Origin of the sequence: Limnohabitans sp. (genome assembly GCF_046052765.1) — a bacterium.
Classification (GTDB): domain Bacteria; phylum Pseudomonadota; class Gammaproteobacteria; order Burkholderiales; family Burkholderiaceae_C; genus Limnohabitans.
On the sequence record NZ_JAVLFQ010000021.1, the window covers coordinates 1 to 3,451 of the forward strand.

The following is a 3,451-nucleotide window of genomic DNA, read 5'->3' on the forward strand; positions in this document are numbered from 1 at the left end:
GCGGTCTATGGTTTTCGTGACCAGACTGGCCAGTTCAAGCCTTCGCCGGATAGCTTGAACTCTTCACAGGTCTCGCAGGGTGTCTCCTCGGTGTTGGTGAAGGCCTTGCGTGACTCAGGCTGGTACTTGCCCGTTGAGCGCGAGGGCTTACAAAATATACTGACCGAGCGACGCATCATCCGGGCCATCGAGGTTCCAGGTGAAAAGGGCAAGCCGCTCATTGACCTGCCCAACCTGACGCCTGCAAGCTTGGTGGTGGAAGGCGGGGTGATCGCTTACGAGTCCAACGTCCGTACGGGTGGCAAGGGTGCCAACTACCTCGGCATCGGGGCCAGTAACAAATATTCGGTAGACCAGGTCACTGTGAGCCTTCGGATGGTAGACATACGAAACGGACAGATTCTCAACTCGGTGTCGGTCACTAAAACTATATTTTCATATGCTTTCGATGCAAACCACTACGCTTACATCAGTTACCAAAAATTGTTGCAGGCTGAGATAGGCTTCACCACCAACGAACCAGCGCAGCTGGCGGTGCGCGAGGCGATCGAGTCGGCCGTGATTCACCTCACCGTGCAGGGGATCCGTGACCGAGTATTTGAGATGCGGGACGAGAAACAATGGGGCGACCCTGTGATTCAAGCTTATCTGAAGGAGCAGGATGACTCGCTTGCTGATGTAGCCGACACAGATGACGATGAAATTCCTATGCGTAGCTTGACCCCAGACGCAAGGGTCAGTACGGTATATCCTCTGCTGGCAAAGGAATCTGAGAAGGAAGTCGCGCCTAACAAGGGTCTTGGCGCCGCTGCGCCGCCCCCGTCTGCAAAAACTAACAGTGCCAGTTCTGGCACCACGGCTAATAAGATTTCTGATAAGGATGATATATTTGAGATTTACCGCAAGATTAAAAACTGAGTTTGGGTACTTAAAATGAAATTATTTTCAACTTTACTTACTACACTGGCAATGCAAGCTTCGTTTCAAGCGCATTCTGCTGACCTTGCCTCCGCACTGACGCCAGATATGAGTGCTGCCGAGCAACATCTTATCTTGGGTACTTTCGCTTATATCAAACAAAGTGGCAGCATTAGCACTGCCCTGATAGAGCAATCGGGGGGTAGCTTTGCCAATATAGATCAAAACGGTTCTAATAATTGGGCCAGCATCAAGCAGTCAGGCGACTTGAACTTTACAAACTTTTTACAAAATGGAAATGATAATTTTGCCAATGCCGAACAAAACGGTTTTTCTAACTCAATCAATTTGACTCAAAATCAAAATGGGAATAAATTTAACGCGGTTCAGCAAGGTAATAATAATATATTTAATGCCATCCAAAACGGTAACTCTTTGGTTAATATGACTGCTCAAGGCAACGGTAACACTATCAACGCCAATATGCCAAATGGAACAAACTACCAAGTCAATGTCGTAGGAGACAATGTCAGGGCCTCCTCAGTCGGGCAGTGATCTGTCCCTTTCTGCAAGCTTTCGCAAGTAAAGCGGCAAATATTTGCCGCGATTAGTTCCCTAAATAGTCCTTCTGCCAAATTTCCATTGCATCTAGTGACAAGAATAGGACTTGATGAATCAATCATCACTTTAATCAACTTCACAAGGATTTAACATGAAACTCGCTTCAAAACTTTTAGTCACCATTGCCATCTTTGCATCTCTCCCATCGTTCGCAATTGATGTTAAGGTGGAGGCTCTTGAGGACATGGCAGCCGCTAAGACATTAGCTGAAGATAACTCCTCTGCTATGTACTCTCAAATCTATCAGAGTGGAGGCACTTCATCTGCCTTCATCTATCAATCAGCTCAAAGTAGTGCTGTGATCATGCAAAATGCTGATGCTGATGCATTCGCTGCGATTACGCAAACAGGTACAGGTAACATCGCAGCTATTTTCCAAAAGTAATTTGGACTTTTCAATGCAAGTTTGCATGCCCGCAATCTAAGCATTTCATGTTTAAAGCCGATACCATGACGGGTATCGGCTTTTTATTTTTTTAATTAGGAAATTTTCATGAATTTGCTCTACAGACTGTTGATTTTGGTAGTGATGACATCCTTCACCCTTGTGAGTGCACAGACCGCTAAAAAGTCCGACGTGCCCGCAGATGCGGCAGCAGTTGTTGACGGCGTGGTCATCAAGAAGTCTGCCATAGATAAGCTCTTATCTGGCCTGGGTAACAACGGCGCCAAGGCGACCCCCGAGGTGCGCTCAGAGGTGCTGAGCCAGCTGGTGCTTCGCGAGGTACTTGCGGCTGAGGCCGTTCGCAGAGGTACGGATAAAAAGCCGGACTTTTTAGCAAGAATGAACGAGGAAAAGCAGCGCGTTTTGGCTGAAACACTGATAGCTGAATACGGCACGCAAAACCCAGTTTCTGAAAAAGATATTCAGGCCGAGTACGAGCGACAAAAACAGGCCCTTGGCGGCGATAGCGCAACACAGTACTTGCTCAGCGAAATTGTTTTAGGCACCGAGCAGGAGGCCCGTGACGTGATTGCGAGGCTCAAGAAGGGTGAGGCCTTTGACAAGCTGGCGAGTAGCTTATCGACGGATGCTGCCACCAAGTCCAAAGCAGGTCAGATAGGCTGGGTTCTGCCCGTTGAGCTCTCACCTTTGTTTGGCAATGTGATTGTCAACCTCCCAAAGGGCGTCCATACCGCCGCTCCCATCCAGTTCAATAAAGCTTGGCATATTTTGCGTGTCGATGAAACACGCCCTTACAAGGTACCTACATTGGAAGACTCAAGACAAAATTTGACAGCAGCACTACAAGGTCAGAAGCGCCAAAAGCTCATTGACGAGCTCCTCAAAAAAGCAACGATACAGTTAGGTAATCCGTAACACCTGCATGTGAACCCAACACGGTAATGGCCCTTTCAGTAAAACAGACAAATCCCATTTACTTTTACTGGGGCATGCAAAACACGGGCAATGAGGCGATGCGGTCTTCACAGAAGGCGCAAAGCTTTAATGGTGCAACCGAACTGCTGTCCAAAAGGTACGACCCGAAGGTGCTGCGGCAAGCCCCTTCGGGCTGTCTAAGCAACGCAAATTAAGCAGCTTAGCTACTAGATCCGTGGCGACAGCGAATGCCGCTTGATTTCTTAGCGCATAGTTTCTTCAACCGTCATACCCAGAACAGAAAAAAATCAAAAGGTGTTTAGTAGAGGTGTAGTATTTTTTAGGGCAATAAAAAAGCACCTAGGATTGCTCCTAAGTGCTTGTTCTATATGGGAATTTGGTGGTGGCGCTTCACGGATTCGAACCGCGGACCTGTGGATTATGATTCCATCGCTCTAACCGACTGAGCTAAAGCGCCGAGCCGCAAATTATAGCGAGACTGGGGTGGTGGCTTTAAGAAGGTGATTTGGAATCAAAACCAGTCTCAACGTCTGTAAATTTCTTTTCGGTTGCCAACCCGCAAAACCAAGA

General features: G+C 47.8%; 4 protein-coding genes and 1 tRNA gene. 4 read left to right on the forward strand and 1 reads right to left on the reverse strand.

Annotated features, from left to right (window positions below; all coding sequences use genetic code 11):
• From AC9UG7_RS01805 to AC9UG7_RS01820, 4 genes are all read left to right on the forward strand, one after another.
• The coding region (locus AC9UG7_RS01805) for a CsgG/HfaB family protein (RefSeq protein ID WP_509583506.1) at nucleotides 1-918 on the forward strand (918 nt) is incomplete at its 5' end.
• Nucleotides 919-933: 15 nt separating this feature from the next.
• The gene (locus AC9UG7_RS01810) at nucleotides 934-1,473 is read left to right on the forward strand and encodes a hypothetical protein (RefSeq protein WP_509583508.1); all 540 of its coding nucleotides are present in this window, start codon (nucleotides 934-936) and stop codon (nucleotides 1,471-1,473) included.
• A gap of 157 nt (nucleotides 1,474-1,630) precedes the next feature.
• Nucleotides 1,631-1,924 (forward strand): hypothetical protein, encoded by a 294-nt coding sequence (locus AC9UG7_RS01815; RefSeq protein ID WP_509583510.1) that lies wholly within the window; start codon nucleotides 1,631-1,633, stop codon nucleotides 1,922-1,924.
• 108 nt (nucleotides 1,925-2,032) lie between these two features.
• Nucleotides 2,033-2,860, forward strand: a complete 828-nt coding sequence (locus tag AC9UG7_RS01820; RefSeq protein ID WP_509583512.1) for a peptidylprolyl isomerase — start codon at nucleotides 2,033-2,035, stop codon at nucleotides 2,858-2,860.
• A 401-nt stretch (nucleotides 2,861-3,261) separates the two neighbouring features.
• Here AC9UG7_RS01820 and AC9UG7_RS01825 read toward each other — a convergent pair.
• Nucleotides 3,262-3,338 (reverse strand) — tRNA-Met (locus AC9UG7_RS01825).
• Nucleotides 3,339-3,451 lie beyond the last annotated feature (113 nt).

What these genes read in the sequence shown, in the direction of transcription:
- AC9UG7_RS01820 (WP_509583512.1), top strand. Translation starts at nt 2,033, where the DNA reads ATGAATTTGCTCTACAGACTGTTGATTTTGGTAGTGATGACATCCTTC.
- AC9UG7_RS01810 (WP_509583508.1), top strand. Translation starts at nt 934, where the DNA reads ATGAAATTATTTTCAACTTTACTTACTACACTGGCAATGCAAGCTTCG.
- AC9UG7_RS01815 (WP_509583510.1), top strand. Translation starts at nt 1,631, where the DNA reads ATGAAACTCGCTTCAAAACTTTTAGTCACCATTGCCATCTTTGCATCT.